Source organism: Aquimonas voraii, from assembly GCF_900101825.1.
GTDB lineage: Bacteria > Pseudomonadota > Gammaproteobacteria > Xanthomonadales > Xanthomonadaceae > Aquimonas > Aquimonas voraii.
Window position 1 is genome coordinate 115,641 of sequence record NZ_FNAG01000008.1, and the last position, 26,935, is coordinate 142,575.

Annotated in this window: 23 protein-coding genes; 19 read left to right on the plus strand and 4 right to left on the minus strand. The window is 70.2% G+C overall.

The window, feature by feature from the left end; all coding sequences use genetic code 11:
• The first annotated feature begins 2 nt into the window (after positions 1–2).
• The 9 genes from BLP83_RS13065 to BLP83_RS13105 are packed head-to-tail and all read left to right on the plus strand — an operon-like array spanning position 3 to position 9,588.
• Positions 3–977 (plus strand): thiopeptide-type bacteriocin biosynthesis protein, encoded by a 975-nt coding sequence (locus BLP83_RS13065; protein ID WP_091243569.1) that lies wholly within the window; start codon positions 3–5, stop codon positions 975–977.
• A complete protein-coding gene (locus tag BLP83_RS13070) occupies positions 974–2,137 on the plus strand; it encodes an ABC transporter permease (RefSeq protein ID WP_091243570.1) in 1,164 nt (387 codons plus the stop codon). The genes BLP83_RS13065 and BLP83_RS13070 overlap by 4 nt, the downstream gene beginning before the upstream one ends.
• A gap of 1 nt (position 2,138) precedes the next feature.
• Entirely contained in the window at positions 2,139–3,314 is a 1,176-nt protein-coding gene (locus BLP83_RS13075; RefSeq protein WP_091243573.1) for an ABC transporter permease, read from the plus strand.
• A complete protein-coding gene (locus BLP83_RS13080) occupies positions 3,308–4,402 on the plus strand; it encodes an efflux RND transporter periplasmic adaptor subunit (RefSeq protein WP_091243575.1) in 1,095 nt (364 codons plus the stop codon). The genes BLP83_RS13075 and BLP83_RS13080 overlap by 7 nt, the downstream gene beginning before the upstream one ends.
• Positions 4,392–5,087 carry an ABC transporter ATP-binding protein gene (locus BLP83_RS13085; protein WP_091243578.1) on the plus strand — a complete coding sequence of 232 codons (696 nt, stop codon included), beginning with the start codon at positions 4,392–4,394 and terminating at the stop codon, positions 5,085–5,087. Before BLP83_RS13080 ends, BLP83_RS13085 begins: the two co-directional genes overlap by 11 nt.
• Complete coding sequence (locus BLP83_RS13090) at positions 5,077–5,517, plus strand: M67 family metallopeptidase (RefSeq protein WP_176764195.1); 441 nt, start codon at positions 5,077–5,079, stop codon at positions 5,515–5,517. The genes BLP83_RS13085 and BLP83_RS13090 overlap by 11 nt, the downstream gene beginning before the upstream one ends.
• On the plus strand, positions 5,514–6,938 hold the full coding sequence (moeB, locus tag BLP83_RS13095; protein ID WP_091243582.1) for a molybdopterin-synthase adenylyltransferase MoeB: 1,425 nt from the start codon (positions 5,514–5,516) through the stop codon (positions 6,936–6,938). The genes BLP83_RS13090 and moeB overlap by 4 nt, the downstream gene beginning before the upstream one ends.
• The gene (locus BLP83_RS13100; protein WP_143006675.1) at positions 6,935–8,194 is read left to right on the plus strand and encodes a YcaO-like family protein; all 1,260 of its coding nucleotides are present in this window, start codon (positions 6,935–6,937) and stop codon (positions 8,192–8,194) included. The genes moeB and BLP83_RS13100 overlap by 4 nt, the downstream gene beginning before the upstream one ends.
• Positions 8,191–9,588 (plus strand): TfuA-like protein, encoded by a 1,398-nt coding sequence (locus BLP83_RS13105; RefSeq protein WP_091243586.1) that lies wholly within the window; start codon positions 8,191–8,193, stop codon positions 9,586–9,588. The genes BLP83_RS13100 and BLP83_RS13105 overlap by 4 nt, the downstream gene beginning before the upstream one ends.
• Before the next feature lie 18 nt (positions 9,589–9,606).
• On the opposite strand, the gene BLP83_RS13110 is transcribed toward BLP83_RS13105, so the two are convergent.
• Positions 9,607–11,706, minus strand: coding sequence for a DUF7452 domain-containing protein (locus tag BLP83_RS13110; RefSeq protein WP_091243589.1), 2,100 nt, complete (start codon positions 11,704–11,706; stop codon positions 9,607–9,609).
• Between the two features lie 349 nt (positions 11,707–12,055).
• On the opposite strand from BLP83_RS13110, the gene BLP83_RS13115 reads away from it, so the two are divergent.
• Positions 12,056–12,673, plus strand: a complete 618-nt coding sequence (locus BLP83_RS13115) for an ECF-type sigma factor (protein WP_091243591.1) — start codon at positions 12,056–12,058, stop codon at positions 12,671–12,673.
• Complete coding sequence (locus tag BLP83_RS13120; RefSeq protein ID WP_091243593.1) at positions 12,670–15,273, plus strand: serine/threonine-protein kinase; 2,604 nt, start codon at positions 12,670–12,672, stop codon at positions 15,271–15,273. The genes BLP83_RS13115 and BLP83_RS13120 overlap by 4 nt, the downstream gene beginning before the upstream one ends.
• 53 nt (positions 15,274–15,326) lie before the next feature.
• Here the strand turns inward: BLP83_RS13120 and BLP83_RS13125 are convergent, their stop codons facing one another.
• On the minus strand, positions 15,327–15,776 hold the full coding sequence (locus BLP83_RS13125) for a SufE family protein (RefSeq protein WP_091243621.1): 450 nt from the start codon (positions 15,774–15,776) through the stop codon (positions 15,327–15,329).
• Between the two features lie 19 nt (positions 15,777–15,795).
• Positions 15,796–17,166 carry a cysteine--tRNA ligase gene (gene cysS / locus BLP83_RS13130; RefSeq protein ID WP_091243596.1) on the minus strand — a complete coding sequence of 457 codons (1,371 nt, stop codon included), beginning with the start codon at positions 17,164–17,166 and terminating at the stop codon, positions 15,796–15,798.
• A 357-nt stretch (positions 17,167–17,523) separates the two neighbouring features.
• Between cysS and BLP83_RS13135 the strand changes: the two genes are divergently transcribed.
• The 8 genes from BLP83_RS13135 to argH all read left to right on the plus strand — a co-directional run bounded on the left by BLP83_RS13135 (position 17,524) and on the right by argH (position 26,388).
• Positions 17,524–18,057 (plus strand): glycine zipper 2TM domain-containing protein, encoded by a 534-nt coding sequence (locus BLP83_RS13135; protein ID WP_091243623.1) that lies wholly within the window; start codon positions 17,524–17,526, stop codon positions 18,055–18,057.
• 275 nt (positions 18,058–18,332) lie between these two features.
• Positions 18,333–19,349, plus strand: a complete 1,017-nt coding sequence (locus BLP83_RS13140; RefSeq protein ID WP_245680041.1) for an N-acetylornithine carbamoyltransferase — start codon at positions 18,333–18,335, stop codon at positions 19,347–19,349.
• 146 nt (positions 19,350–19,495) lie between these two features.
• Positions 19,496–20,725: an argininosuccinate synthase gene (locus BLP83_RS13145; protein WP_091243598.1), complete on the plus strand. Its 1,230-nt coding sequence runs from the start codon at positions 19,496–19,498 to the stop codon at positions 20,723–20,725.
• 105 nt (positions 20,726–20,830) lie between these two features.
• Positions 20,831–21,904 carry an acetylornithine deacetylase gene (locus BLP83_RS13150; protein WP_091243601.1) on the plus strand — a complete coding sequence of 358 codons (1,074 nt, stop codon included), beginning with the start codon at positions 20,831–20,833 and terminating at the stop codon, positions 21,902–21,904.
• Positions 21,905–22,079: 175 nt separating this feature from the next.
• A complete protein-coding gene (locus BLP83_RS13155; RefSeq protein WP_091243603.1) occupies positions 22,080–23,390 on the plus strand; it encodes an acetylglutamate kinase in 1,311 nt (436 codons plus the stop codon).
• 2 nt (positions 23,391–23,392) lie between these two features.
• Complete coding sequence (locus BLP83_RS13160) at positions 23,393–24,058, plus strand: GNAT family N-acetyltransferase (RefSeq protein WP_091243606.1); 666 nt, start codon at positions 23,393–23,395, stop codon at positions 24,056–24,058.
• A gap of 66 nt (positions 24,059–24,124) precedes the next feature.
• Positions 24,125–25,090, plus strand: a complete 966-nt coding sequence (argC, locus tag BLP83_RS13165) for an N-acetyl-gamma-glutamyl-phosphate reductase (protein ID WP_091243607.1) — start codon at positions 24,125–24,127, stop codon at positions 25,088–25,090.
• On the plus strand, positions 25,087–26,388 hold the full coding sequence (argH, locus tag BLP83_RS13170; protein ID WP_091243610.1) for an argininosuccinate lyase: 1,302 nt from the start codon (positions 25,087–25,089) through the stop codon (positions 26,386–26,388). Before argC ends, argH begins: the two co-directional genes overlap by 4 nt.
• A 217-nt stretch (positions 26,389–26,605) precedes the next feature.
• On the opposite strand, the gene BLP83_RS13175 is transcribed toward argH, so the two are convergent.
• A partial coding sequence (locus BLP83_RS13175) for an IS3 family transposase (protein WP_143006676.1) occupies positions 26,606–26,935 on the minus strand: 330 nt, incomplete at its 5' end.

A 26,935-nucleotide genomic window follows, 5' to 3' on the forward strand; every position in this document is an offset into this window, starting at 1 on the left:
CGATGGCTACCGCACGCCACTGGTCCGCTTTCCACGTATTCCTCGCGGACCCCGAGCGCGCCAGCGATTTCCTGCTCGACTGGCTGAAGCCGCGGCTGCCGACCTTGCTTTCGGAGGGGCGGATCGCCGGCTGGTTCTTCGTACGCTACTGGGAGGGCGGCCCGCATCTGCGCCTGCGCCTGTTGGACGCCGATCCGGCGCTGCGCAGCGAGTTCGGCCACGCCCTGCAGAACGCCGTGCCGGCCTACCTCAGTGGCTTCTCCCTGAGCGCCGAGCAGTACTACGCGAACCACCCGCTGGATGGCGAACCGCGGCCGCTGGAAAGCCTGCCCTGGTATCCGGAAGGCTCGGTGGTGCAGCTCCCCTACGAGCCCGAGATCCGCCGCTACGGCGGACCCGCCGCGATGACGCACTGCGAGCAGCTGTTCACGCGCAGCAGTGAGATCGCGCTGGCGGTGCTGGGCGCCACCCGAGGCGATCCGCAGCGGCGCGCTGCGGTCGCCTGGCGGCTGATGGCCGAGGCGGTCTTCGCCTTCGAGGCTTCGCCGTCGGCCCTGGCGGCATTCTGCGCCAGCTATGCCGGGTTCTGGCGCGGCTACTCCGCAGACACCCGTGCCCTTGACGAGCGCCTCGCCGCGCAGACGGCACCGGCCGCGCAGGTGCACGCGCTGCGCCGGATGCTGGAGGAGTGCGTCGATGGCGCGCGCGCCGACAGCGCGCAGGCGCGCTGGGCCGAGGCCTGTGCCGGGCTGGATCGCCGGCTCGGCGAGCTGCATGCGCAGCAGGGGCTGGTGTCGCCGCTCACCGGCGAGGTCTGCGAGGGCGAGGAGGCGCTGCGCGCTGCGCGCTTCAGCATCCTGTCCTCGCAGATCCACATGCTGAACAACCGGCTCGGCCTGCAGCCGGCACAGGAGCTGGCGCTGGCGCGTTCGCTGGCGGCCGCGGCCGCTGCATTGGGTGAGGTAGTGCCGGCATGACGGCCCTGCGGATCGCGCTCGACTACCTGCGCTTCCATCGGCTGCGCTCGCTCACCCTGCTGGCCTGCGTGAGCGTGGCCTTCCTTGCCTACGGCGTGCTGGGCGCGTTCCGCTATTCGCTGCAGAGCGGCGAGGAATCGGTGACCGGACAGCGTCTGATCGTGACCCACCGCGACGGCCTGATGCAGACCCTGCCGCTGGCCCACGGTGAGCGCATCGCCGCCCTGCCGGGCGTGGCGCACTGGGCGCATGCGACCTGGCAGGGCGCCTATTTCCGAGATGCCCGCGAGCTGCTGATGGCGCTGGCCGTGGCGCCCGAGTCGTGGCTGCAGCAGCACCCGGACATGCGCGTCGATGCCGCCGCGCGCGCGGACTTCCTGCAGCGCCGCAACGGCATGCTGGCCAGCGTGGCGCTGGCCGAGCGCTTCGGCTGGAAGCCCGGCGACAGCATTCCGCTGAAGAGCATCTTGTATCCGCCGCCGGCGGGCGAGCCGGCCTGGACCTATGTGCTGTCGGGCACCTTCGTGGCCGAGTCGAGCGGCGGCGCGCGCAACTACATCATCACCCACTACGACTACCTCAACGAAGCGCGGCCGATGTGGAAGGACACCGTCGGCACCTACATGGTCACGCCTGCCCCGGGCACCTCGCCGGCGGCGTTGGCGCAGGCCATCGACGCGCTGTTCGCCGATGGCGACGCACCGACCAGCAGCACCACCGATCACGCCTTCCATCTCGAGTTCTTCTCGCAGTCCGGCGACTTCCTGGGAATGATCCGCGCGGTGCTGGCGGTGGCCTTCGTATCGCTGATGCTGGTGCTGGTCAGCAGCCAGGCGCTGGCCATGCGGCAGATCGCCCGCGATCTCGGTGTGCTCAAGGTGCTGGGCTACTCCGACCGGCGCGTGGTTGCGATGGTGTTCGCCCAGGTGGGCGTGTTGATGGTCGCCGGGGCGGCGCTCGGCCTTGCGCTCGGCGCCGTCGTCAACCGCGTGGTCACCCGCCAGCTACCGCAGTTCCTGCCCGACCTGCTGATGCCGCTGCCGGTGGTCGCCGAAGGGCTGGCGCTGGCGCTCGCGCTCGCCGCCGCGGCGGCGCTGCTGCCGGCTTGGCTGGCGCTGCGTGTGCGTCCGGTCGAGGCCTTCGCCATGGAGCAGGGCTGAGATGGCGGCCTCTGAGCGCGTCGGTGCACTGCGCCAGTACCTGGCGCTGCTGCCGGTGGCGCTGGGCAACCTCTGGCGCAGCCGCTGGGCCAGCCTGTCGATCCTGCTCAGCGTGACCCTGCTGATGCTGGTGGTGCTCGGCTTCCTCGGCATGACCCGCGGCTTCGAATACACCGCGCGCAATGCCGGCAGCGATGCCGTCGCGGTGGTGCTGTGGGACCAGGCGACCTCGGAGTCGACCAGCCGCCTGTCGCGCGAGCAGGTCGAGCTGCTGCGGGTGGCGCCGGCCGCCGCTGGGGTGGCCTTCTCGCCCGAATTCGCGATGACCGTGAGTCTGTTCACCGACGCCAGCGGCGCCCGCCTGAACATGCTGCTGCGCGGCGTCGGCAGCGCCGGGCCGGGCCTGCGCGCCGGCTTCCGGCTGCTCGAAGGGCGCATGTACGAGGACGGCCGCAACGAGCTGATCATCGGCCGCAGCCTGCAGCAGCGGCTCGGCGGCGTGCGCCTCGGCGACCGGCTCGGTCTGGCCGGTCGCGACTGGACCGTGGTCGGCGTGTTCGCGCTCGACAGCGCCGCGCTCGAGGCCGAACTGTGGGCGGGGCTGGCCGCCGTGCAGTCGGCCTATCGGCGCGAGAACCAGCTGCAGTCGGTGCGCCTCGACCTGCGCGACGCCGGTAGCCTCGCCGCCCTGCAGGACCACATCGACGCCGACCCGCGGCTCGAGCTCGACGTGCGCACCGAGCGCGAGCGCTACCGCGACCAGGTCGAGGGCACCACCCTCCTGATGCGTTACGTCGGCTGGCCGCTGTCGCTGCTGCTGGCGCTGGGCTGCATCGCCGGCGTCTTCAACATCATGAGCACGCGCGTCTACGGACAGCGTCGCTCGATCCGCATCCTCCACCTGCAGGGCTTCGGCACGCCGGCGATCTTCCTCGCCGTGCTAAGCGAGGCGCTGCTGCTGAGCGCGCTGGGTGGGCTGCTGGGTCTGCTGCTCGCCCTGCTGCTGATCGATGGTTTGGGTGCCAACACGCTGGGCGAGGGCTACACGCATGTGCAGTACGTGCTGCGGGTGGACGCGGCCGCGGCGGCGCAGGCGCTGGGCCTGGCCATGGTGGTGGGCTTGCTCGGCGGGATCGTGCCCGCCGCGCGTGGAATCCGGGGGCAGTTCGCATGGTGAACGAAGTGATGGATGAGCGCGCACGCGCCGGGGAATCGCAGGAAGAGCGCGCGCGTCGCGAGGCCCTGCTGCAGCGGATGCTGGGCTCACCCCCGCCCGCCCATGGGCAGGCCGCGGCCAGCGCGCGTGCGCCGATGCCGCCCCTGGCCTGGCTGCTTGGCGCGCTGGTGCTGGCGCAGGGCCTGGTGCTCGGCTACCTGCTGCTGGGGCCGGAAGATGCCGAGTCCGTGCCGGCGCCCGTCGCGAGCGCGGCGGCCGCCCCTGCGTCGGCGCCGCCGCCGGCATTGCCTGCGACCCGGCTGGAAGCCTCGGGCTACATCAGCGCGGCGCGGGTGGCGACGGTGTCCGCGCGCACGCTCGGCCTGATCACCGAGGTGGCGATCGAGGAGGGCAGCCTGGTCGAGCAGGGCCAGGTGCTGGCGCGGCTGGAGGACACCCAGGCGCGGTTGGAGCTGGGTCTCGCCCAGGCGCGTCGGCGCGCCGCCGAAGCGCGCCTGCGCAGCAGCGAGGCGCAGGCCGAAGAGGCGCGGCAGACGCTGGAGCGCGAGCGCTCGCTGCGCGGCGACGGCTATGCCAGTGCGGCCAGCATCGAGCGCGCGGCGACCGCGCTGGCGACGGCGCGGGCGCAGGTCGACCTGGCCCGCGCCGATCTGCAGCTGTCCGCGCTGGAAGTGCAGCGCTTCGAGGTGCTGCTCGACGACCACAGCATCCGCGCGCCCTTCGCCGGCGTGGTGGTGTCGAAGAACGCGCAGCCCGGCGAGGTGCTGGCGCCGAGCGCGGCCGGCGGCGGCTACACCCGCACCGGCATCTGCACCATCGTTGACATGGAATCCCTGGAAATCGTGGTCGACGTCAACGAGCAGATGATCGCTCGGGTGCAGCCCGGCCAGGCGGTCGAGGCCGAACTGTATGCGCATCCGGGCTGGACGATCGCCGGTCGCGTGCACAAGGTGATGCCGAATGCCGACCGCGCTCGCGGCACCGTGCGCGTGCGGATCGAGCTGCTCGACCGCGATCCGCGGATCCTGCCTGACAAGGCCGTCAAGGTCGCCTTCCTCGACGGCGAGGGCCTGGCCGATGTCCGCTGAGCCCCTGTTCCGACTCCGCGGAATCGGCCGCACCTATCAGCGCGGCACCGAACCCGTGCGCGTTCTGGACGAGCTCGACCTCGACATCGCCGAGGGCGAGTTCGTCGCCATCATGGGCCCCTCGGGCTCGGGCAAGACCACCCTGCTGAACCTGCTGGCCGGCATCGACCGTCCCGATCGCGGCGAGATCAGCTGCCTCGGCCAGCGGCTCGATCGAATGAGCGCAGGCGAGCTGACCGCCTGGCGCGCGCGCACAGTCGGCTTCGTGTTCCAGGCCTACAACCTGCTGCCGGTGATGAGCGCGGCGCGCAACATCGAAATGCCCCTGCTGCTGACCCGGTTGGATGCCGCCGAGCGCCGTCGCCGGGTGGCCGCAGCGCTGGATCTCGTGGGTCTGTCTGACTGCGCCGCGCGCCTGCCCTCGCAGCTCTCCGGCGGGCAGCAGCAGCGGGTGGCGATCGCGCGGGCCATCGTCGCCGATTCGAAGCTGCTGCTTTGCGACGAGCCCACCGGCAACCTCGACCGCAAGTCCTCCGAGGAGGTGCTGCAGACTCTGGCCCTGCTCAACGAGCGCTTCGGCAAGACCGTCCTGATGGTGACCCACGACCAGCGCGCCGCCGCCGTCGCGCGGCGCCGCTGCTACCTCGACAAGGGGCAGTTCGTGGAGCATGCCGATGCCGCCTGAGCCCGCCCTCCACCTGTCCGTGCAGGCCCGTGCCGAGCTGCTCGCCGCCGCCCGCGCCCGCTGGCCCTACGAGGCCTGCGGCGTGCTGCTGGGCGAGGACGCCGCGCCGTCGCCACCGCGGGTGGCGGCAGCCCTCGCGCTCGACAACGTCGCCGCCGGCCATCGCGGCACCGCCTTCGCCCTGGAGCCCGCCGACCTGCAGAGGGCCGGCGCGCAGGCACGGGCCCGCGGGCTGGAGCTGATCGGCTTCTTCCACAGCCATCCCGGTGGACGCGCCTGGCCTTCCGCCAAGGACGAGGCCGCAGCCTGCTGGCCGGGTTACCACCACCTGATCGTCGCCATCGATGCCGCCGGGACGGTCGACATCGGCGCCTTCGCCTGCACCGAAGCGGGTTGGCGCGCGCATCCACTCCGCGAGGAATCCGCATGATCCGCGTCCTGATACCCACCCCGCTGCGCAGCCACACCCAGGGCCGCAAGGAAGTCGAGGTCAGCGCGTCCGCCGTCGGCGAGGCGCTGCGGGCCCTGGTCCAGCAGCACCCCGGGCTGGCCGCGCAGCTGTTCGATGAGGACGGCCGCCTGCGGCGCTTCGTCAACCTGTTCCTCGACGACGAGGACGTGCGCATGCACGCGGGTCTGGACACGCCGCTCGAAGGGCGCCGCGTGCTGGAGATCCTGCCGGCGGTGGCAGGCGGCAGCGGGCTCAGCCTGGCCGAGTGGCGCGCCCATCTGCAGCAGTCGATCCCGCGTATCGGCGTGGCCGAGTTGGGCGCCCTTGGCGAAGCGCCGCTGCTGGTCGACGTGCGCAGCGATGACGAATGGCGGCAGGGCCACCTGCCCGGCGCCCTGCACATCGACCGTGGCTTTCTCGAGGTGCGCGCCGAATCGCGGCTGCCGGACCGCGACCGCGCACTCGTCGTGTACTGCGAGTCCGGCACGCGCTCGCTGTTCGCCGCGCAAACCCTGCTGACGCTGGGCTACACGCGGGTGCACAGCCTCGACGGAGGCATCCAGGCCTGGAAGCAGGCCGGTCAGGCCGTCGAGCTGCCGCGCACGCTCGATGCCCCCGAGCGCCGCCGCTACCAGCGCCACCTCGCGATCCCCGAGGTGGGCGAGGCCGGACAACTGCGCCTGCTGCAGGCGCGGGTACTGCTGATCGGTGCCGGTGGACTCGGTTCGCCGGCCGCCCTGTACTTGGCGGCGGCGGGCGTCGGCACGCTCGGCCTGGTCGACGACGACGTGGTCGACGAGAGCAACCTGCAGCGCCAGGTGCTGCACGCCAATGACTGGGTCGGCCGGCCCAAGCTGGACAGCGCGCAGGCGCGGCTGTCGGCGCTCAATCCGGGCATCCGCCTGCGCCTGCATCCGCTGCGTCTGTCGAGCGACAACGCCCGCGCGCTGTTCGCCGACTACGACCTGGTCGTCGACGGCTCGGACAACTTCGCCACCCGCTACGTCATCAACGACACCTGCGTGGCCCTGGGCCTGCCCTTCGTGCACGGCTCGGTGTACCGCTTCGATGGCCAGGTCAGCGTGTTCGCCGCGCCGGGCGGTCCCTGCTACCGCTGCCTCTACCCCGAGCCGCCGCCGCCCGAGCTTGCGCCCTCCTGCGCCGAGGCCGGAGTGCTGGGCGTGCTGCCCGGCACCATCGGCCTGCTGCAGGCGACCGAAGCCATCAAGCTGATCCTCGGTGTGGGCGAGCCGCTGGTCGGCCACGCCCTGCGCTACGACGCGCTGGCCGCGCGCTTCAGCCGGCTCGCCTTCCGCCGCGATCCCGATTGTCCCTGCTGCGGCGCGAGGCGCGCCGATGCCCTGGCCATGCCGGCCGCCAGCAGCTGTGCGCTGGCATGAGCCGCGCGCTTGCGGAGGCGCTGCGCGCGCCGGCGGAGAAGCGCTATCGCGCGGGCACCCAGCGCCAGCGCGCACCGCAGGAGACCCTGGCGCGGCTGCGCCCGCTGATGCCGGAGCTCGGCATCACCCGGCTCGCCAACATCACCGGCCTCGACCACATCGGCCTGCCGGTGTGGGTGGCGATCCGGCCCAATTCGCGCGGGCTGTCGTCCTCGCAGGGCAAGGGCCTGAGCCACGACTGCGCCAAGGTCTCGGCGCTCATGGAGTCGATCGAGAACTGGCATGCCGAACACATCATGCTGCCGCTGCGCCGCGAATCCGCGCGGCGGCTGGCGCAGGGCGCGGCGGTGGCGGACATCGGCGGGCTCGGCCACTACGAGGCCGCGCCGCCGCGCGCCGACCTGCCGATCGACTGGGTGCAGGGACTCGACCTGTTCAACGGGCGCGACACCTGGCTGCCGCTGGATTGCGTCAGCACCTCCTATGTGGTCGGCCCCGGCGGTGAGCTTGGCGCCGCCTTCGTGCAGTCGAGCAACGGTCTGGCCGGCGGCAACTCCCTGCTGGAGGCGACCTGCCATGCCCTGTCCGAGCTGATCGAGCGCGACGCCATCGCCCGTCGCGCTGATGCCCTGCGCCGCCACGAGGCCGCGCTGCGGGTCGATCCCGACAGCGTCGATGATGTCGACTGCCGCGGCCTGCTGCTGCGCCTGCGCGAGGCGGGCATGCAATTCAGCCTGCTCGACCTGACGATCGACACCGGCGTGCCGGTGTATGCCTGCTGCATCGTCGACGCCGCCGAGCAGACGCGTTGGCGCCACCTGCCGGCCTTCAACGGCTACGGCTGCCATCTGGATCCGGCGATCGCCCTGCTGCGCGCGATCACCGAAGCCGTGCAAAGCCGCCTGACCCACATCAGCGGCAGCCGCGACGACATCTTCCCCGAGGACTACCGGCGTGGTGGCCACCCCGACGAGCTCGCCAGCCTGCGCGCGCGCATGGCCGAGGGCGCGCCGCAGCGGCGCTTCGCCGAGCGCCGCAGCCAGGCCGGCAGTGACTTCCGCGCGGATCTCGACGCCCTGCTGGAGGGCTTGCGCCGGGTCGGCCTCGGGCAGGCGCTGGTGGTCGATCTCTCGCAGCCGCAGCTAGGCGTGCCGGTGGTGAAAGCCGTGGTGCCGGGCCTTGCGGCGCCCACCGTCCTGCTGGGCGGGCGGCGCGTCCGCCAGGGGCGGGTCTGGCGGGCGGAGGATGCCGCATGAACTGCTTCGTCTTCCTCGGTCCCAGCCTGCCGCTGGCACGCGCCCGCGCCCATCTGCAGGCCGAATACCTGCCGCCGGTGGCGATGGGCGACGTCTATGCGCTGGTGCGCAGCCGCGCCCGACCCGGTGACCACATCGCCCTGATCGACGGCGTGTTCGAGCAGGTGCCCGCGGTCTGGCACAAGGAGATCCTGTTCGCGCTCGAACGCGGGGTGCACGTGCACGGCGCCTCCAGCATGGGGGCGCTGCGCGCCGCCGAGCTGCAGGCTTTCGGCATGCGCGGGGTTGGTCGCATCTTCGAGGCCTTCCGCGATGGCGTGCTGGAGGACGACGACGAGGTCGCGGTAGTGCATGCGCCGGCCGAGGCGGCGTTCCGTCCGCTGTCGGCGGCGATGGTGTCGATCCGCGCCCTGCTGCAGCGCCTGCAGGGCCAGGGCCTGCTGGGGGCGGAACAGGCCGCGCGTCTTGCCGAGCTCAGCAAGCAGCGTCCCTACTGGGAGCGCAGCTGGGCCGAGCTGCTGGCCGATGCGCGCGCGCTGGCGCTCGGCGCAGCGGTGGAGGACGCGATCCGCAGCATCAGTCGCGAGGACGACGCCAAAGCGCTGGATGCGATCGAGCTGCTGGACACCCTCGCGCGTGAGTTGGCGGCGCCGGCGCGTCCGCACGCGGCCACGTTCGCTCTGGAGCAGACGCGCTTCTGGCGCGGGCTGGCGGCCTCGCAGGAGCCGCGCCTGCGCAGTGCCGACAGCGGGCAGTCGCCGACTGTGAAACATGACGCGCTGCTGCGCGACGTGCGCGCGCTGGCGCCGGACCGGCGCGAACTGCTGCGCGAAGCCCTGCTGCTGCGGCTGCTCTCCGAGCAGGCGCAGCGCCAGGCTCCGCCCACTGCCGATGAGCTGCGGGCGGCTGCCTTGCGCCTGGCCGATCGCAAGGGCCTGGCCGGGCAGGCGGCGCTCGATGCCTATCGGGCGGAGCAGGAGCTGGACAGCGGCGACTGGCGCCACTGGCTGCAGTTGGAGGTGGTGGCCGAGCGCCTGATCGCCCAGTCCGGGGCTGGTCTGGACGGCTTCCTGCTGCTCCTGCTGAAGGCCGAAGGCCGGCTGGACGCTGGCCGCGAGCGGGTGCAGGCCCAGCAACAGCGCCTGCAGGAACTCGGCATCGAGCGCCCTGAGCTGGCCGATGCCGGCATCGGCGCCGACGCCCTGCAGCACTGGTACGAGGCCTCGACCGGCAACCGGATGCTGCCGGACCCCGAAACCTATGCGCACAGCCTGGGTTTCAGCAGCCTGCGCGACCTGCTGATGGTGCTGCTCGCGGCCTACATCGGTGGCGAGGGCAAGAGCGCGGCGGCCGCGCAGCCTGCGTCGGCGCCGGGCTCGGCCGAAACCGCCTGAGCCCGACGCAGGCGTCGACTACCGGGCCGCGGTTTCGAAGCCGTTGCGGAAGATCGCGTTCTCACGCGGCGCGCGGCAGCGTTCCGCCTGGGCCCCGTCGGTGATGAGGTTGAAGGCCACGTTGGGCGGAAAGCTCGGTGTGCCGCTGCCCTCGGCCACGATGAACCAGCGGCCGGGCGCGCCGGGTCCGCTGGGAGCCCGGTAGGCAAGGCTGAAGCGCTGCGGGTTGTTGACCGTGAGCCCGTCCAGCGGATCGTCGACGCGGCCGACCACGGGGGCGGCGCAGGCGTTGTCGTCCAGCAGCGGGTGTTCGATGCGGAGTTCGCGCAGGCTTTGTCCGCCCGGGCTCAAGCGCGCCGCATTGGGCGACAGCAGCGGCGCCACCATCAGATTGAAGCTGAGGCTGGCGGGCATGGCGCTGCCGTCTTCGTTGCGCAGCTGCCAGCGGCCGCCGCCCGCACTGGTCCAGGCCAGCCCGATCGGCACATCGTGATACGCGCCCTCCCAGCGCTGCAGGGCGATCGCGATGGCGAAGCTGAGGCCGTTGAGCGAGGCGTGCTCGATGCGCGAGAGCGCGCCGCTGCTGTTGGCGGCGCTGGTCAGATGGGAGAAGCCGGTCTTGCTGGCGACCGGCGCGATCACGTGGAAGCGCTGGCCCAGGGCCATGTCGACGTTGCTGTCCTGATGGAAAATCGACCAGCCACTGGCGCTTTGCGGGTTGCGGTAGACGCCGAGATGCTGGCCTAGCGCGGGCGTCGAGGGCAGCGCGCGCTGCTCGCTGACGGCGAGGTGGTCCGTCTCCAGAAGCTGGGTGGGGAAGGGCTGGACATACACCTCGTTGAAGAAGCTGTTCTGCGCTGTCGCGGTGATCACCGCGGCGCCTTCGCCGTTGGCCTCGAAGGCGCCGATGTCGACGGCGCCCAGCGCGCTGCGGCGCTCGCCGTCCACGTCGAAGGTGAGCCCGCTGGCGTCGGCGGCGCTGCCGGCATTGATCAGCGGCGAATCGAAGCGCGGCCGCGGGTAGCCCGCGGACTCGATGCGCGGATCGACGGTGAGCGTGCCCGGTCCGGGCGTCCAGAGATTGGCGAGGGTTTCGAACAGCAGATTGTTGGCGTTGCTGCTGTTGCTTGCCGACACGGCCACACCGCTGACGCTCTGCCAGGCGATCAGGTTGTTGGCAACGCGCAGGCTGGCGGCGGGCGTATTGGCGAGACCGCCCCCGGCCACGCCGCGCTGCCCGTGCACCACCGTGTTGTTGACGATGACGCCGGTGCCGCCCGGCACGTTGAGAGTCAGCGCGTACTGGTCGCCGCTGCTGCCCGAGATCAGATTGTTCTCGGCGCGCAGGGTGCTGCCGCTGTCCCGGCTCAACAGGTACAGCGCGGTGTCTTCGCGGGGCCCGAAGATGCGGTTGGCGCTGGCGCGCGCGCTGCTGCCGCCGGCCAGGTTGTAGGCGATCAGGCCAAAGGCGCTGCGGCCGCTGCCGGGCAGGACCCGGTTGCGGAACAGGTTGACGTTGAGCGCGCCGTCGCCGTCCTGGGTCACGCAGATGCCGCTGAAAGGCCGTTCGGGCTGTGCGGCCCCACGCGCGACCAGGCTGTCGCCGACGTTGATCTGTCGGGCGGCGCTTCCATTGACCGTGACCTGCAGCCCGCACTGGCCGGCTTGCTGACCGGCGGCGCCGAGTTCAAGCACCCGCAGGCGCTGCAGATCGATCAGCCCGCCCGCCACCGTACTTGCGTCGGTGACCAGGACGCCGCCACGGCGAAAGCTGAGGTCTGACAGGCGCACCGTGTGGCTGCCGGCGCCGAGGTCTACGCGCAAGCTGCGCTCGGGCGCGAACACCGCATCGACGCCCGGCGCGGCGCGCAGGGTCAGGGAGCGGACAATCGCGATGTTCTCGTCGATCGGTGTATAGCGATCCGGGTTGTTCAGCTCGTCGCCGACGATCTGGATGGTGTCCCCGGCCGCGGCGTTGTCGATACAGGCCTGCAGGCTGCCCGCGCAGGGGCCACCGAAGACGGTGTCGGGCCAGAGCCAGTCGGCGGCGCGGCTGGCGCCGGGCAGCAGGATCAGCGCAACGAGGGCGGATGGCAGGGCAGGGCGCAGGCGTGTCATGGGAGGCTCCGGGAGTGTCCTGACAGCCCATGCGTAGAGCGGGGGCGAATCCGTGCATCCACCCCTGCCGGGCGCCGCCGGCTGGCCCTGCGGCAAGGCTGAAGCATTCAGCCTTGTCGCCCGCCATGGAGGGCGCGCCCGCGGATCGAGCGCGTTGGGGCTTGATCCAGCACAAACGAGTCCGGACCTGCGCCGGACTCGCGATCACGGATCGAGGCCAGGATGGACTGGATCCGTGTTGCCCTATAGTTCCGCCCCGGACACTGTCGCGGCCGGACCCTATGCTCCCATCGCCCGCTTTCGAGAGGCTCGCTGCGTCGGCTGCGCTCCGCGCGCGGGGCGCGTGTCCATGAGCGAGGGAATGGCCGACGCCGAGGCGCTGTCGCGCGAGCTGGGGGAAAGCCTGAGCTCGGGTCTGGCGGGCCTGCTGGCCCAGCTTGACCCGACCCGGCCGGGCGCGCTCGATCAGCTGATCGCCGCCGCCCAAGGCGACCTCCGCCGGATCGCCCGCCGCGAGCGCCTGTCCATGGGCGCCGGCGAAACCCTGTCCACCACCGCCCTGGTCAACGAGGCCTATCTGAAGCTCGCCGGCGCGCGCCTGCCCGAGCAGGTGGATCGCCGGCTGTTCTTCGGCATTGCCGCGCGCTGCATGCGCCAGGTGCTGGTCGATCACTTTCGCGCGGCGCGCGCCGACAAGCGCGGTGGCGGCGCCCTGGCCCTGTCCCTGTCCGCCGCCGAGGACCTGCCGGCCGAGGCCGCACTCGATCTGGTCGAGCTCGATGCCGCGCTTGCCGCGCTGGAGAAGGTCAGCGCACGGGCCGCCGAAGTGGTGCAGCTGCGCTATTTCGCCGGGCTCACCGATCGCGAGATCGCCGAGCTGCTGCAGGTCAACGAGGTCACCGTCCGCCGCGACTGGCTGAAGGCGCGCGGCTGGCTGTTCGGTTTTCTGGGCGGCGCGCCGGCATGAACGCGGGCGCCAGCGGCCCGGTCGGCGTCGATGCCGCGCGCTGGGCCGCGCTCTCCGAGCGCCTGGACGCGCTGCTCGATCTGCCGGCCGACGCACGCGAATCGCTGCTGGTCGATCTGGCCGCCGACGAGGCCGAAGCCCTGCGCGGCTGGCTGCGCGCGATCGAGCAGTCGGTGGGCCTGATGGAGCGCGAGCCCGAGGCGGCAGCGCCGGATCGGGTCGGGCCCTGGCGCTTGATCGCCGCGGTCGGGCGCGGCGGCATGGGCGAGGTCTGGCGCGGCGAGCGCGCGGACGGTGCCTTCCAGCGCGCAGTAGCGATCAAGTTCCTGCGCATGGATCGCCCGCAGGCGGCGCGCAGCATCGCCCGCGAGCGCGCCCTGCTGGCGCGGCTGCGACATCCGGGCATCGCCCAGCTGCTGGACGGCGGCATGAGCGCCGACGGCCGGCCCTGGCTGGTCACCGAGTGGGTCGAGGGGCGCGCCTTCGATACGTGGCTGAGCGAAGCGAATCCGAGCCTGCGCGAGCGCGTGGCGCGGGTGCTGGCGCTGGCGCGGGCGGTGGCCTATGCCCACGGCCAGCGCGTGCTGCATCGGGATCTGAAGCCCGCCAATGTGCGCGTCGAGGCGGACGGCAGTCCGCGCCTGCTCGACTTCGGCATCGGCGAGCTGCTCGAAGCGGAGCCCGGCATCACCCGCGAGGCCGCGCTGACGCCGGAGTTCGCCGCGCCCGAGCAGCTGCGCGGCGAGCCCACGGACGTGCGCACTGACGTCCACGCACTGGGCGCGCTGCTGTGGTTCGCGCTGTGCGAGCGACCGCCGCACGGCAGCGACGCCCGCGCCCTGGCCGAGCTGGTCGAGCGCGTCTGCCAGCGCGATGCGGAGCCGCCGAGCCGGCACGCACGCGTCACGGGTGTCGATGCCGATCTCGATGCGATCGCGCTGAAAGCGCTGGCCCGGGCGCCGCAGCAACGCTATGCCAGCGCCGACGCGCTGGCGCTGGATCTCGAACGCTGGCTGGCCGGCGACAGCGTCGCCGCGCGCCTGCCCGGTCGCGTCGAGCGCCTGGTCCGGGCACTGCGGCGGCATCCGCTGGAATCTGCCCTCGGTCTGGCGCTGGTGCTGGCGCTGGTGGGCGGCGTACTCGCTGCGCGCGAGGAAGCGCGCAGCGCCGAGGCCGCGCGCCTGCAGGCCGAGCAGGCCCGCGACGCCGCACTGGCCGAAGCCGACCGCGGCGAGCGCCTCGTCGACACCTTTGCCGGTCTTTTTGCCGAAGCCGGCGCTGAGCAGGCGCTGACCGCCAACGCCTGGCTGGACCGTGCGCGCGATGCCGCGCTGCGGCTGATCGACAGCGATGCCCGCGCCGGGCAGGCCCTGCTGGTGCGCCTGGCAGCGGTCGAGCAGGACCGCGGTGAGCATGCGCGCGCGCTGACCCTCCTGGAGCGGGTTGCCAGCCAGTCGACGGGGCTCGACCCCGAACTGCGCGCGCGCGCCGCCTGCCGCCAGGGCAGTGCACTCGCCATGTTGGGTCGCGAGCGCGAGGCCATCGCTGTCTACGATCACGCCATCGCCGAGGCTGAGGCGCTGCAGGGCAGCGCCCGGCTGGTGCGCGTCGACTGCCTGATCGGCCGCGCCAACCTCGCCCTGTTCCGCGGCGAGGCGCGGACGGATGAACTGGCCTTGGCCGAGCGCGCGCTGGCCGAGCTGGATGCTCTGAGCGCCAGCGGCGATCTGCGCTGGCGCCGTGCCAGCGCCCTGTACACCCTGGCCGCGCTGCTCGATCTTTCGGGCCGCGATGTCGAAGCGGCGCAGCGCTACGGCGAAGTCATGGCGCTGGATGAAGCCTTGGGCACCACCGACAGCACCGACCACGCCACCCTGATCGCCTCCCGCGCCGGCGCCCTGCAGCGCGCTGGCGACTGGGCGGCGGCCGACGCCGACTACACCCGCGCCATCGCCCTGCATGCGCGGTTGGCGCCCGAGCACCCCAATCTGGGTTCGCACCGCGCCAACCTCGCCGGGCTCAAGGCCCTGCGTGGTGATGCCGAGGGCGCGCTCGCGCAGGCCAAGGCGGCGCTGGCCATGCCCAATCTGCACGCGGTGGCGCGCGCCAATGCGCTGTATGCGCTCGGGCAGGCGCAGGCCCTTTCGGGCGAACACGCCACAGCGCTCGCCTCGCTCGACGCCGCCGCGCAGGCCTACGCTGAGGCCGGCCAGTCGGCACGGGCGCTGCGTCCGCGCATCAAGCAGATCCGCGTGCATGTGCTTGCGCAGCAGTGGGGCGCTGCGCAGGCGCTGTACGACACACTGGACGCCGAGTCGCGCGAGGCACAGCCCGCCCAGCGCGCCGAGCTGCTCCGCGAGGGCGTCGCGCTGCAGCATGCGCGCGGCGAACTCGAGGCTGCCCGCGCGCTGGCCGAGGCCCTGGATGCCCTCATCGTGGCAACGCCGGCGGGGCATCCGCTCCGGCAGCTCATTGCACTGGAGCATCTGCAGCTGCGCGCCGACACAGGCGAGCCGGTAGCGGCGGAGATCGCGCGCCTGCAGGCCGAGCTCGCGAAGCAGCTCGCGCCAACACATCCCGCGCTGAAGCCGCGGCGCTGAGGCGTCTCGCGACCACTCGGCGTGTGCAGGCTGGGGCCAGCGCAGGTAGAGCTTCAGCCGCCTTGGACGGCCTGCTCTGCCCGCTTGCGGATCACCGCCAGCAGGGCCGCCAGCCCGTTGCTGCGGGTCGGCGACAGGTGCTTGGCCAGGCCGATGTCGGCGACGTAGGTGGGCTCGGTGGCGGCGATCTCGGCGGCGCTGCGGCCGGAGTAGACGCGCAGGGCCAGATAGATCAGGCCGGAAACGATCGTCGAGTCGCTGGTGGCGTGGAAGACGAGCTTGTCGGCATCGCCCTCCGGCACCACCCAGACCATGGACTGGCAGGCCGTGAGGCGGTTGGCTTCGGTCTTCCACTCCTCGGGGAAGGCCGGCAGCTTCTTGCCGAGGTCGATCAGGTACTGGTAGCGCTCGGACCAGTCGCCGAAGAACCCGAATTCTTCCGCGATGGCGGCCTGCGCTTCGGCGGCTGTCGGCTCCAGCGGAAACGGCGATTCGCGGTTGATGGCAGTCACGGGATCGTCCTCATCCGGCCCGCTTCCAGCGGCAGCCCTGCGGCGTGTCCTCGAGCGCGATGCCCTCGTCGGCGAGCTGCTTGCGGATGGCGTCGGCGCGGGCGAAGTCGCGGGCGGCCTTGGCGGCGACGCGCTCTTCGACCAGGGCCTGGATGCGGGCATCGTCATCGGCGCTGACCCCGCGCGCGAACCAGGCTTCGGGCGCCTGCTGCAGCAGGCCCAGGGCACGGCCGGCGGCGAGCAGCTGCGACTTGAGCGCACTGCGCGCCTCACCTTCGGCTTTGCGCGCTTCGCCGGCGATCTGCTGAAGCGCCGCCAGCGCCAGCGGGGTGTTCAGGTCATCCGCCAGCGCCTGCTCCACCGCCTCCGGAATCGCGACTTCGCTGGACTCGGCGTCGCCCAGATCGCGCAAGGTTCCGTAGAGACGATCCAGCGTGCGCACGCTCTGCTCGATCAGGCCCTCCGACCAGTCCAGCGGCTGCCGGTAGTGCGCCGACATCAGCGCGAGGCGCAGGGCCTCGGGCGGGTGTTCCTTGATCAGATCGTGCACGCGGCGGATGTTGCCGACCGACTTCGACATCTTGCTGCCGTCGAAGGTCAGCATGCCGTTGTGCAGCCAGTAGCGGGCGAAGGTCTTGCCGCCGTGCGCGCAGACGCTCTGCGCGATCTCGTTCTCGTGGTGGGGGAACTGCAGGTCGACGCCGCCGGCATGGATGTCGATGGTCTCGCCCAGATGCGCCTCGCACATGGCCGAGCACTCGATGTGCCAGCCCGGGCGGCCGCGGCCCCAGGGGCTGTCCCAGCCGGGCAGGTCGGGGGTCGAGGGCTTCCACAGCACGAAGTCGCCGGGGGCGCGCTTGTAGGGCGCGACCTCGACGCGGGCGCCCGCCAGCATTTCGTCGGTGCTGCGGCGGGACAGCTCGCCGTACTTCGCATAGCTGTCGACCGCGAACAGGGCGTGGCCCTCGGCCGCGTAGGCGTGGCCCTGGGCGATCAGCGCCTCGATCATGCGGATCATCTGCGGGATGTGTGCGGTGGCGGCCGGCTCGATGTCCGGCGGCGCCACGCCCAACGCGGCCATGTCCTCGCGATAGGCCTGGGCGAAGCGGTCGGTGATCGCGGTGATCGGTACGCCCTGTTCCGTGGCGGCGGCGTTGATCTTGTCGTCGACGTCGGTGATGTTGCGGGCGTAGACGACCTGGCCGTAGTGCCGGCGCAGCAGGTCGGCGAGGATGCCGAACACCACCGGCCCGCGCGCGTTGCCGATGTGCACGAAGTTGTAGACGGTCGGCCCGCAGACGTAGAACGTCACCCGGTTCGGGTCCTGCGGGCGGAAGGGCTCGAGCGCGCGGCTCAGGCTGTTGTAGAGGCGGATGTCCATAGGGGGCGCAGTTTAGCCGCTTGGCCGCCGGGCTCCGCATCGCGGCGCATCGGGTCTGCATGCGTCCTAAGCACGCACCCGGACTGCAGGCACGACATGGCCTACACCGTCCGGCGCGAACGCGCACTGCGGGCTTAACGGATTTCTACAGCCCGGATTCAGCGCCGGACTGATTGAATCCGGTCCACGCTGCGCGATGGAATGCGCATCCTTGGCGCCGACCCGGCAGTGAAGACCGAAGGCGACGCCGACCGATACCGATTTCGCCCGGGCCTGCGCCTTGCGCAGGCCGCGCCGCCTTGGCCCAACGTCCCGCGTCGTCGGGGTCGCCGAGGCTGCATCGTCCAGGAGTCCGCAATGACGCAATCCCGTCGCCTTGCTCTCGTGCCCCTCGCCCTGCTGGCCAGCGGATTCGCCGCGGCCCAGCCCGGCCCGAACGCCGAGAACGTGCGCTACACCTACGCGACCGTGCTGAGCGCGACACCGGTCTACGAGACGATCCGCTTTTCCGAACCGCGCGAGGAGTGCGAGGACGAGCGCGTGGTCTACCGCGAACGCGACTCCGGTACCGCCGGTACGGTGATTGGTGCCATCGTGGGTGCCGCGGTCGGCAACCAGGTGGGTGGGGGCGACGGTCGCCGTGCCGCCACCGTGGCGGGCGCCATCGCCGGCGGCGCGATCGGCCGCAATGTTGATCGCAACAACAGCCCCGAGCGTCGCTACGAGGGCACCGAAACCCGCTGCCGCGTCGTCGAGGTGAGTCGCGAAGAGCGTCGCCTGTCCGGCTATGACGTCGAGTACCGGCTGAAGGACGAAGTGTTCTTCGCGCGCCTGCCCTACGACCCCGGCAACAACCTGCGTGTGCGCGTCAGCGTGACGCCGGTCGAATAAGCGCAGCCTCAGTCGAAAGTCTCATGGGGGCCGGCTTGCTGGCCCCCGCCCCCTGTGCCATTCTCCGCCCCCATGTTCGCCAAGCCCGCCGACGCCGATGTCCTGACCAGTGCCTACATGGCGGCTGGCATGACCTCGCGCGCGCGCCGACTGGAAGCCCACATCGCTGGGTGATCCGGGCGTTTGCGACGCTGGTTTGACGGAAAGCCCGGCCTGTGTGCCGGGCTTTTTGCGTTTCTGGCCCACGAAATCCACACGACGACGAGTACCCACGGATGAACGCACCGCTGATGAGCCACTTCCTCAACACCCAGGACTGGAGTCGAGAGGGCCTGAACGGTCTGCTCGAACAAGCGGCCGCATTCAAGCGCAGCAAGCTGGGCGAGCAGATGCGCGGGCGCTCGATCGCGCTGGTGTTCTTCAACCCGTCAATGCGTACCCGCACCAGTTTCGAGCTGGGCGCCTTCCAGATGGGCGGCCACGCGGTCGTGCTGCAGCCCGGCAAGGACGCCTGGCCGATCGAGTTCGATCTCGGCACCGTGATGGACGGCGACACCGAGGAGCACATCGCCGAGGTGGCGCGCGTGCTGTCCCGTTACGTAGACCTGATCGGCGTGCGTGCATTCCCGAAGTTCCAGGACTGGTCCGTCGATCGTGAGGACAAGGTGCTGCGGGCGTTTGCCAAGTACTCGACCGTGCCGGTGATCAACATGGAGACGATCACGCACCCCTGTCAGGAGCTGGCGCATGCGCTGGCCCTGCGCGAGCACTTCGGCACCGACGATCTGCGCGGCAAGAAGTACGTGCTGACCTGGACCTACCACCCCAAGCCGCTCAACACCGCGGTCGCCAACTCGGCCCTGACCATCGCCACGCGCCTCGGCATGGACGTGACCCTGCTGTGCCCGACGCCGGACTACCTGCTGGACGAGCGCTACATGCGCTGGGCGGCCGACAACGTCGAGGAGGCCAAGGGCAGCTTCCGGGTCAGCCACGATCCGGATGAAGCCTATGCCGGCGCGCATGTGGTCTACGCCAAGAGCTGGGGCGCGATCCCCTTCTTCGGCCGCTGGGATGAAGAAAAGCCCATCCGCGACGCCCACAAGCACTTCATCGTCGACGAACGCAAGATGGCGCTCACCGACAACGGCGTGTTCAGCCACTGCCTGCCGCTCCGCCGCAACGTCAAGGCCACGGATGCGGTCATGGACAGCCCCGCCTGCATCGCCATCAATGAGGCCGAGAACCGGCTGCATGTGCAAAAGGCCATCATGGCCACGCTGCTGCGCTGAGCGCAGCAGCGACGGGATTCGGGATTGGGGATTCGGGATTCGTTAGAGCTGCTTCGCTTTGGCGCCCTGAACTGTCCGAGCCCGCATGACTTGATCGCTCTTCAACATCCGCTTCGTTTGCTCGCCCTCTCCCCAAGGACCGCCGCATGCCCGCTTCAACGAATCCCGAATCCCCAATCCCGAATCCCGGCACGAGAATCGTGCTTGCCTTCTCCGGCGGTCTCGACACCAGCTTCTGCATTCCTTGGCTGCGCGAGCGCGGCTACGAGGTGCATACCGTGTTCGCCGATACCGGCGGCGTCGATGCCGAGGAGCGCGCCTACATCGAGGCCCGCGCGGTCGAGCTGGGCGCGGCCAGCCATGTCACCGTCGACGGTGGCCCGGCGATCTGGGACGGTTTCGTCAAACCCTTCGTCTGGGCCGGCGAGGCCTACCAGGGCCAGTACCCGCTGCTGGTCTCCGACCGTTACCTGATCGTCGACGCGGCGCTGAAGCGCTGTGCTGAGCTCGGCACCAAGCACATCGCGCACGGCTGCACCGGCATGGGCAATGACCAGGTCCGCTTCGATCTGGCGGTGAAGGCGCAGGGCGATTTCGTGATCGTGGCGCCGATCCGCGAGATCCAGAAGGAGCACACCCAGACCCGCGCCTACGAGCAGGCCTATCTGGAAGCGCGCGGTTTCGAAGTGCGCGCCAAGCAGAAGAGCTACACCATCAACGAGAACCTCCTAGGCGTGACCATGTCCGGCGGCGAGATCGACAAGTGGGAAGCCCCGGGCGAGGGCGCGCGCGGGCTCTGCGCCAAGCGCGCCGACTGGCCGTCGGCTCCGCTGCAGCTGCGCATCGGCTTCGAGCGCGGCGAGGCGGTGTCGATCAACGGCGAGCGCATGGCCGGTGCGGCGCTCTTGGCGCGGCTCAACACCGAGTTCGCGAAGTACGGCGTCGGTCGTGGCCTGTACACCGGCGACACCACGATCGGCCTGAAGGGCCGGATCATCTTCGAAGCCCCGGGCCTGATCGCCCTGCTCACCGCCCATCGTGCGCTGGAAGAAACGGTGCTGACCAAGCAGCAGAACCGCTTCAAGCCCGAGGTGGCGCGCAAGTGGGTGGAGCTGGTCTACGAGGGCTTCTACCACGATCCGCTGAAGTACGACCTGGAGGCCTTCCTCGCCAGCTCGCAGGCCAAGGTCAATGGCGAAGTGACGCTGGAAACGCATGGCGCCCGCGTCGACGCGGTGGCCGTGAGCTCGCCGCACATCCTGAACGCCAAGGGCGCGGTCTACGCGCAGTCGGCCGACTGGGGCGTGGAAGAGGCCGAGGGCTTCATCAAGCTCTTCGGCATGAGCAGCACGCTTTGGGCGGAAGTGAACAAGTAGTTGCTTGTTGAGCCCCTCTCCCGGATGGGAGAGGGGTCGGGGAGAGGGTCCGGCAAAGCCGAGCCTTCAATCCATCACCCCGTATGGCCACGGCAGACCCAATCCATGCTCGACCGCATCCTCCATCACCTTGCAAAGCTGGTCGCTTTCGACACCCGCAACCCACCGCGTGAGATCGGGCGCTCGATGTTCAACTACCTGCAGCACGCGCTGCCGGGTTTCCGCTTCCAGCTCACCGACTTCGGTGCCGGCGCGATCGCCCTGCTGGCGGTGCGCGGCACTCCGAAGCGCGTGTTCAACGTGCACATGGACACCGTGCCGGACTCGCCGCACTGGAGCGCCGATCCGCACCTGCTGCGCGTCAGCGCCGACCGTGCAATCGGTTTGGGCGCCTGCGACATCAAGGGTGCGGCTGCCTGCCTGATCACCGCGGCGGAGCAGACCCGGGGCGATGCGGCCTTCCTGTTCACCACCGACGAGGAAGCCAATGACGCCCGCTGCATCGCCGGCTTCCTTGCCCAGGGACACGACTTCGCCGAGGCCATCGTCGCCGAGCCGACCCAGGCGCGCGCGGTGCTGGCGCATCGCGGCATCAGCTCGGTGCTGATGAAGTTCAAGGGCACCGCGGGTCATGCCTCGGGCGCGCAGGCGATGGAGCAGAGCGCCCTGCACCAGGCGATCCGCTTCGGCGGGCGCGCGCTGGACTTCGTGCAGACGCAGTCTGGCGAGAGCTTTGGCGGCCTGCAGGGCCTGCGCTTCAACATCGGCCGCGTCGAGGGCGGCATCAAGGCCAACATGATCGCGCCGGCCGCCGAGCTGCGCTTCGGCTTCCGTCCGCTGCCCTCGCACTCGATCGACGGCCTGCACGACACTTTCCGTGGCTTCGCAGCCGCCGAAGCCCTGGCCCACTACGAGGAAACCTTCCGCGGCCCTTCGTTGCCCTCGGGCGGCGACACCGCAGACAAGTTCGCCCGCGCCGAAGCGCTGGTCGCCGAGCTTGGCCTGCCGGTCGGCCCGGCCGTGGACTTCTGGACCGAAGCCTCGCTGTTCTCCGCGGCCGGGCTCACTGCGATCGTGTACGGGCCGGGCGACATCGCCCGGGCGCATACGGCCGATGAGTGGGTGGCGTTGGAGCAGCTCGACGCGGTGGCCAAGACCTACCTGCGACTGTTCGCCTGAGCCGGACGTTCCACGGAGCCGAAGGCTCGCAAAGCTCGTGTCAGCGCGACCTGAGCCCCTCTCCCCCGACCCCTCTCCCTCCAGGGGAGAGGGGAGACAAGCAGCTCCGTGCGAGCGCACCCGCGCTCTGTTCGGCCCCGCACCCATAGCCACTCCGCAGAACCCATCAAGCCCCATGGCCAAAGAACTCCGCCCCACCATCGTCCGCCTGCTCTCCAACATGGCCTCGGCCAAGGAGATCCAGCAGTACCTGAAACGCTTTTCGCAGGTCGACGCCGAGCGCTTCGCCCTGGTCAAGGTCGGCGGCGCGATCCTGCGCGATGAGATGGAGGCGCTGGTCAGTTCGCTGGCCTTCCTGCAGCAGGTGGGGCTAACCCCGATCGTGCTGCATGGGGCCGGCCCGCAGCTCGACGAGGAAATGAAGGCCGCAGGCATCACCAAGCAAACGGTCGACGGCCTGCGGGTGACCACGCCCGAGGTGCTGCGCATCGTCCGTCGCGTGTTCATGAGCGAGAACCTGCGCCTCGTCGAAGCCCTGCAGATGGCGGGCGTGCGCGCGACCTCGATCCCCGGCGGCGTGTTCGAGGCCGACTTCCTCAACAAGCGCAAGTACGGCCTGGTCGGCAAGGTCACCACGGTGCACACCGAAGGCATCCAGGCGGCGATCAAGGCGGGTTCGATCCCGGTCATCACCAGCCTGGGTGAGACCGCCGGCGGGCAGATGGTCAACTTGAATGCGGATTGGGCCGCCAATGATCTGGTCAAGCAGCTGCAGCCCTACAAGATCGTGTTCCTGACCGGCACCGGCGGCTTGCTGGACGGCGAGGGCCGGGTGATCGACTCGATCAACCTGTCCACCGAGTACGCGCACCTGATGCAGCAGGACTGGCTGCACTCGGGCATGAAGGTGAAGATCGAGCAGATCCACGACCTGCTGATGCAGCTGCCGCCTTCTTCGTCGGTGTCGATCACCAAGCCGGACGAGCTCGCGAAGGAGCTGTTCACCCACCGCGGCTCGGGCACGCTGGTGCGGCGCGGCGAGAAGATCCACTCGAAGAAGAACTTCAAGGGCCTCGACATGAAGCGCCTGCAGGCGCTGATCGAATCGAGCTTCGGCCGCAAGCTGGTCAAGGGCTATTTCGATTCGGTCAAACCGCATCGGGTGTACGTGAGCGAGCACTATCGCGCGGCGCTGATCCTGACCCTCGAGAACGGGATCCCGCACCTCGACAAGTTCGCGGTCAGCGACGATGCGCAAGGCGAGGGTCTGGGCCGCGCCGCCTGGCAGGTGATGCGTGCGGAGAACCCGAAGCTGTTCTGGCGCTCGCGGCGCGAGAACGCCATCAACGATTTCTATTTCGGCGAGAGCGACGGCTGCATCAAGGGCGAGCGCTGGAATGTGTTCTGGTACGGGCTGGAGGCCTTCGAAGACATCCGCTTCGCGGTCGAGCACTGTCGCGCGCGGCCGGCCACGCTGAAGGGCTGAGGATGCAGCCGATCACCACGCCGCTGTCGCTGATCGGCGAGCACGTGCAGCTGCAGCCGCTGACGACTGCGCACGCGAGCGACCTCGTGCGCGCGGCCAGTGACGGCGAGCTGTGGAATATGCGCGTGACCTCGGTGCCGAATGCCGACACGGTCGAGGCCTACATCGCGCGTGCGCTCGACGAGCAGGCCCAGGGCAGGGCGCTGGCCTATGTGGTGCTCGATGCGCACGGCGAGGTCGTTGGCAGCACGCGCTGCTGCCATATCGACTGGAGCCTGCCGCGGTTGGAGATCGGCTACACCTGGTACGCCCAGCGCGTGCAGCGCACGGCGCTGAACACCGAGGCCAAGTTCCTGCTGCTTCAGCAGGCCTTCGAGCGCTTCGGCTGTGTTGCGGTGGAGCTGCGCACCCACGCGCAGAACCTGCGCTCGCGGGCGGCGATCGAGCGCCTCGGCGCGAAGCAGGATGGTGTGCTGCGCCGGCATATGCGCATGCCGGACGGCCACCTGCGCGACACCGTGGTGTATTCGATCCTGGATTCGGAGTGGCCGCCCGTGCGAGCGAATCTGCTGTGGCGCTTGGCGCGTGGCGCGGAGCCGTCACCGGGTGAACACGATCGCGCCGTGTCGAGACATGAAGTCCACGGTGGGCCAGGGGCCACCCTATGAGGCCGTGATGTTCGGCGACATGATCACTTCCATTTCCCGCGCCCAAATGCCCGGAGACCGCACCCCATGACTTCCAAGATCCGCATCGGCCTGATCGGCGCTCGCGGCTATGTCGGCAGCGAGCTGATCCGTCTGCTGAAGAATCATCCTGCCTTCGAGCTCGCGTTCGTCAGCTCGCGCGAGCGCGAGGGCCAGCGCGTGGCGGACTTCGAGGACGGCGTCGATCCCGCGCTGCTCTACGTCAACCACGGTCCGGAAGCCGCTGCCAAGGCGAACGCCGATGCATTGGTGCTGGCGCTGCCCAACGGCAAGGCAGCGGAGTTCGTGGCTGCCGTCGATGCGGCGGGCGTAGACCCCGTCATCCTTGATCTCTCCGCCGACTACCGTTTCGACGCGCGCTGGTACTACGGCCTGCCCGAGCTGACCCGCGTGCGTGCGCCGGGCGAGCGCCGCATCAGCAATCCGGGTTGCTATGCCACGACGATGCAGCTGGCGATCGCGCCGCTGGCCGGGCGCATCCACGGGCCGGTGCAGTGCTTCGGTGTCAGCGGCTACAGCGGCGCCGGCACCAGCCCGTCCGACAAGAACAATGTCGAGCTGCTGCGCGACAACCTGATGCCCTACAGCCTCGCCGGCCACATCCATGAGCGCGAGGTCAGCGTGCAGCTGGCCGAGGACATCGAGTTCATGCCGCACGTGGCACCGCAGTTCCGCGGCATCACCATGACCGTGAACCTGCATCTGGAAGCGCCCACCACCGTCGCCGAGCTGATCGATCTCTATCGCGCGCGCTACGCCAACGAGCCGCTGGTTCGTGTGACGGAAGCAGCGCCCTGGGTCAGCCGCATCGCCGGCAAGACCGGCGTCGAAATCGGCGGCTTCACCGTCTCCGCCGACGGCCGTCGCGTGGTGATTGTTTCCACCTTGGACAATCTGTTGAAGGGTGCTGCCAGCCAGGCGCTGCAGAACCTCAATCTCGCCTTTGGCCTCGATGAGCTCGCCGGCCTCAACGCACAGGAGCGTCTGCCGTGAGTGGACTGCTGTGGCAGAAGCCGGGCGTCAAGGTCGACGCCCGCATCCAGGACCTCCTGGCCGGCGAGGACGTGATCCTCGACCGAGAATTCATTCGCTTCGACATCATCGCCAGCCGCGCGCACGCGCAGGGCCTGCAGCGCATCGGCATTCTGAGTGCCGATGAACTCGCCGGCATCGAACGCGAGCTGAGCGCGCTGGACGCAGCGATTGTGTCTGGCGCCTTCGTGCTCGATGCGCGCTTCGAGGACATGCACAGCGCCATCGAGGCCTGGCTGACTGAAAGGCTGGGCGACGCCGGCAAGCGCATCCACACCGGCCGCAGCCGCAACGACCAGGTGCTTGTCGCTACACGCCTGTGGCTGAAGGATCGGCTGAGCCGCCTGCACGGGCTCTGTGTCGAGACGGCCGGTGTGGCGCTTGAGCGCGCCGAGGCCGAAGCGATGCTGCCGCTGCCCGGCTATACCCATCTGCAGCGCGCCATGGTGTCGAGCTGCGGGATGTGGTGGGCGGCCTGGGCCGAAGCCTTCATCGACAATGCCCAGCGCGCCCGCGACACCCTGGCCCTGATCGACGCCAACCCGCTGGGCAGCGCCGCCGGCTACGGCATCAATCTGCCGCTGGACCGCGACCACACCACGGCCGCGCTGGGCTTCGGCCGCATGCAGCTGGCGGCCACCTATGCGCAGCTCTCGCGCGGCAAGTTCGAGCTGGCCGCGGTCGAAGCGCTGGGCGCGGCCACGCTGGATCTGCGTCGTCTGGCCTGGGATCTGTCCCTGTTCACCGCCGCCGAGTTCGGCTTCGTCAAGCTGCCCGCCGAATACACCACCGGCAGCTCGATCATGCCCAACAAGCGCAACCCCGACGTGGTCGAGCTGATGCGCGCCGTGCACGCCTCGATCTCGGCCGCGCGCACCGAGCTGGACCAGCTGCTGAGCCTGCCGTCCGGCTATCACCGCGACCTGCAGTTCAGCAAAGGCGCGATCGTGCACGCCTTCGGCCGCGGTCTGTCGGCGCTGGCCCTGCTGCCCGATCTGCTGCGCAATCTTGAATGGGTGCAAGAGCGCATGCAGGCCGCGCTGGAGCCTTCGATGTACGCCACCGACCTCGCTGTTGAGCTCGCCCGCGAGGGCCTGCCTTTCCGCGAGGCCTACGTGCAGGCCGCCGACCCCGCGCGCTGGGCGCAGCGCGATCCGCAGGCAAGCATCGAAGCGCGGGTGTCGCCGGGGGCGTCGGGGCAGCTGCGGCTGGAGGTGTTGAAAGCACGTTGGTCCGATCAGCAGGGTTCAATCTGCTGATGCTTCAGCCCGTAGTGCGCCTCGCAGGAGGAGCCGCAAGGCACCCGAGCGAAGGTGCAAGCCGCTACTCGATCGCGAGGGGGAACGTGTCGCTTAGGCCGTGCTGGTCCAGATACCCGATGATCCAGTCGAGGTGGGGCTGATCGAAGCAGAACCAGCGATCGTCCTGCATCCTCAAGACAACTGGGCCTTGATGGGGCTGAAAGGCCCACGGGTTCTACCCCGTTTCCGCGGACGGTTTGAACAAGGCTGAAAACCTACGGTCCCGGCGAGCGACTCTACGTCGCATCCGGGGGTTGTGGAACCGCTCGATGTAGTCGAACAGATCGACCCGTGCCTCGTCACGGGTTCGGTAGTTCTGGTGATGCACGCGCTCCCGCTCGAGCTGCCCGAAGAAGCCTTCGCAGGCGGCGTTGTCGGCACAGTGACCGGCCGCACTCATGCTGCTCACCAAGGCGTTCTGATCCAGGAACCTCTGGTAGTCCCCGCTGATGAATTGCCCGCCCCGGTCCGAGTGCAGGATGACCACGGACCCTCCTTGTCGCTG

What these genes read in the sequence shown, in the direction of transcription:
- BLP83_RS13120 (WP_091243593.1), top strand. Translation starts at nt 12,670, where the DNA reads ATGAACGCGGGCGCCAGCGGCCCGGTCGGCGTCGATGCCGCGCGCTGG.
- BLP83_RS13085 (WP_091243578.1), top strand. Translation starts at nt 4,392, where the DNA reads ATGTCCGCTGAGCCCCTGTTCCGACTCCGCGGAATCGGCCGCACCTAT.
- BLP83_RS13135 (WP_091243623.1), top strand. Translation starts at nt 17,524, where the DNA reads ATGACGCAATCCCGTCGCCTTGCTCTCGTGCCCCTCGCCCTGCTGGCC.
- argC (WP_091243607.1), top strand. Translation starts at nt 24,125, where the DNA reads ATGACTTCCAAGATCCGCATCGGCCTGATCGGCGCTCGCGGCTATGTC.
- BLP83_RS13100 (WP_143006675.1), top strand. Translation starts at nt 6,935, where the DNA reads ATGAGCCGCGCGCTTGCGGAGGCGCTGCGCGCGCCGGCGGAGAAGCGC.
- BLP83_RS13155 (WP_091243603.1), top strand. Translation starts at nt 22,080, where the DNA reads ATGGCCAAAGAACTCCGCCCCACCATCGTCCGCCTGCTCTCCAACATG.
- BLP83_RS13105 (WP_091243586.1), top strand. Translation starts at nt 8,191, where the DNA reads ATGAACTGCTTCGTCTTCCTCGGTCCCAGCCTGCCGCTGGCACGCGCC.
- BLP83_RS13070 (WP_091243570.1), top strand. Translation starts at nt 974, where the DNA reads ATGACGGCCCTGCGGATCGCGCTCGACTACCTGCGCTTCCATCGGCTG.
- cysS (WP_091243596.1), bottom strand. Translation starts at nt 17,166, where the DNA reads ATGGACATCCGCCTCTACAACAGCCTGAGCCGCGCGCTCGAGCCCTTC.
- BLP83_RS13090 (WP_176764195.1), top strand. Translation starts at nt 5,077, where the DNA reads ATGCCGCCTGAGCCCGCCCTCCACCTGTCCGTGCAGGCCCGTGCCGAG.
- BLP83_RS13140 (WP_245680041.1), top strand. Translation starts at nt 18,333, where the DNA reads ATGAACGCACCGCTGATGAGCCACTTCCTCAACACCCAGGACTGGAGT.
- BLP83_RS13080 (WP_091243575.1), top strand. Translation starts at nt 3,308, where the DNA reads ATGGTGAACGAAGTGATGGATGAGCGCGCACGCGCCGGGGAATCGCAG.
- BLP83_RS13110 (WP_091243589.1), bottom strand. Translation starts at nt 11,706, where the DNA reads ATGACACGCCTGCGCCCTGCCCTGCCATCCGCCCTCGTTGCGCTGATC.
- BLP83_RS13160 (WP_091243606.1), top strand. Translation starts at nt 23,393, where the DNA reads ATGCAGCCGATCACCACGCCGCTGTCGCTGATCGGCGAGCACGTGCAG.
- BLP83_RS13075 (WP_091243573.1), top strand. Translation starts at nt 2,139, where the DNA reads ATGGCGGCCTCTGAGCGCGTCGGTGCACTGCGCCAGTACCTGGCGCTG.
- BLP83_RS13115 (WP_091243591.1), top strand. Translation starts at nt 12,056, where the DNA reads ATGAGCGAGGGAATGGCCGACGCCGAGGCGCTGTCGCGCGAGCTGGGG.
- BLP83_RS13150 (WP_091243601.1), top strand. Translation starts at nt 20,831, where the DNA reads ATGCTCGACCGCATCCTCCATCACCTTGCAAAGCTGGTCGCTTTCGAC.
- BLP83_RS13145 (WP_091243598.1), top strand. Translation starts at nt 19,496, where the DNA reads ATGCCCGCTTCAACGAATCCCGAATCCCCAATCCCGAATCCCGGCACG.
- BLP83_RS13065 (WP_091243569.1), top strand. Translation starts at nt 3, where the DNA reads ATGGCTACCGCACGCCACTGGTCCGCTTTCCACGTATTCCTCGCGGAC.
- moeB (WP_091243582.1), top strand. Translation starts at nt 5,514, where the DNA reads ATGATCCGCGTCCTGATACCCACCCCGCTGCGCAGCCACACCCAGGGC.